The organism is Pseudomonas sp. B2021, assembly GCF_018135665.1.
GTDB classification, from domain to species: domain Bacteria; phylum Pseudomonadota; class Gammaproteobacteria; order Pseudomonadales; family Pseudomonadaceae; genus Aquipseudomonas; species Aquipseudomonas lactis.
Map to the genome: position 1 here is coordinate 1 of NZ_SMOF01000021.1, position 1,254 is coordinate 1,254.

Consider the following 1,254-nt stretch of genomic DNA (forward strand, 5'->3'; position numbering starts at 1 on the left):
TCGCGGTGTAAGTGATCTGACCACCTTCGTTAACGGCACTTGGCGCTGTCAGCGTCACAGTGGTGGTGTTGTCGGTACCGGGGGTATCGGTGACAGTGGTGTTCACTGCCGTAGTGCCAGGCACCAGGTTCTCGAAATGCTCGCCGCCGGTCACACCCTTTATAGCGGTGGTGACAGTTTGGTCGCCCTTGTACACATCATCAGGAGCAAGAACCGAAACGCTACCGCTCGATTGGTTTACGCCGATGGTGATGGTTTTACCGTTATCCAATGTCACGGTCAGCGGGTTGGTGATGTTGGTCACCGGCGCGCCGTTCTTATCCACAAGGCTGGCGGTGTAGACGATGTTGCCGCCTTCGCCGACGGTAGTGGTAGCAGTTAGAACTACATCCACCTTGTCGATGGTGTCGTTGATCGTGGTCGTTGCGCCGTTACCTGCGACTTCGAGTTTTTCGAAGTTGCCGCCGGAAGCGTCAGTAATCTTGACGGTCTGGGTACTTTTATCGATGAACACGTCATCGCTTGGAGCGGGCACAGTCACAGTGCCAACAGTGTCGCCAGCCTTGATGGTGATCGAAGAACCGTTGTCGAGTTTCAGCGTTACGTCAGTGCCCGCTTTGTTGGAAAGCGTGGCGGTGTACGTGATCTGCCCACCTTCGTTTGCCTCGGCCGGAGCGGTCAGCGTCACCGTAGTGGTGTTGTCAGTGCCTGGTGTATCCGTAACGGTGGTATTAACCGGGGTAGTACCTGGAACCAGATTTTCAAAGTGCTCGCCGCCGGTCACGCCTTTGATGGCGGTAGTGACGGTCTGGTCGCCTTTGTAGACATCGTCTGGCGCGATGGTGGTGATAGAACCGCTCGACTGGTTTACGCCAATAGTGATGGTCTGGCCGTTATCCAATGTCACGGTCAGCGGATTGGTGATGTTGGTCACCGGTGCGCCGTTCTTATCCACAAGGCTGGCGGTGTAGACGATATTGCCGCCTTCGCCGACGGTGGTAGTGGCGGTCAGGACCACATCGACTTTGTCGATGGTGTCGTTGATCGTGGTGGTTGCGCCGTTTCCTGCCACTTCGAGTTTTTCGAAGTTGCCGCCAGTGGTTTCGGTGATCTTGACGGTTTGGGTGCTCTTATCGATAAACACGTCATCGGTAGGCGCAGGCACAGTCACGGTGCCGACGGTTTCGCCAGCTTTGATAGTGATCGAAGAGCCGTTATCCAGCTTCAAGGTGACGTCAGTACCGGCCTTGTTGC

The 1,254-nt window shown here is 55.9% G+C and carries 1 protein-coding gene; it reads right to left on the reverse strand.

Annotation, left to right across the window (positions count from 1 at the left end; translation table 11 throughout):
* Positions 1–1,254: immunoglobulin-like domain-containing protein (locus E1K68_RS27490; RefSeq protein WP_346344433.1), on the reverse strand; the 1,254-nt coding region annotated here is incomplete at both ends.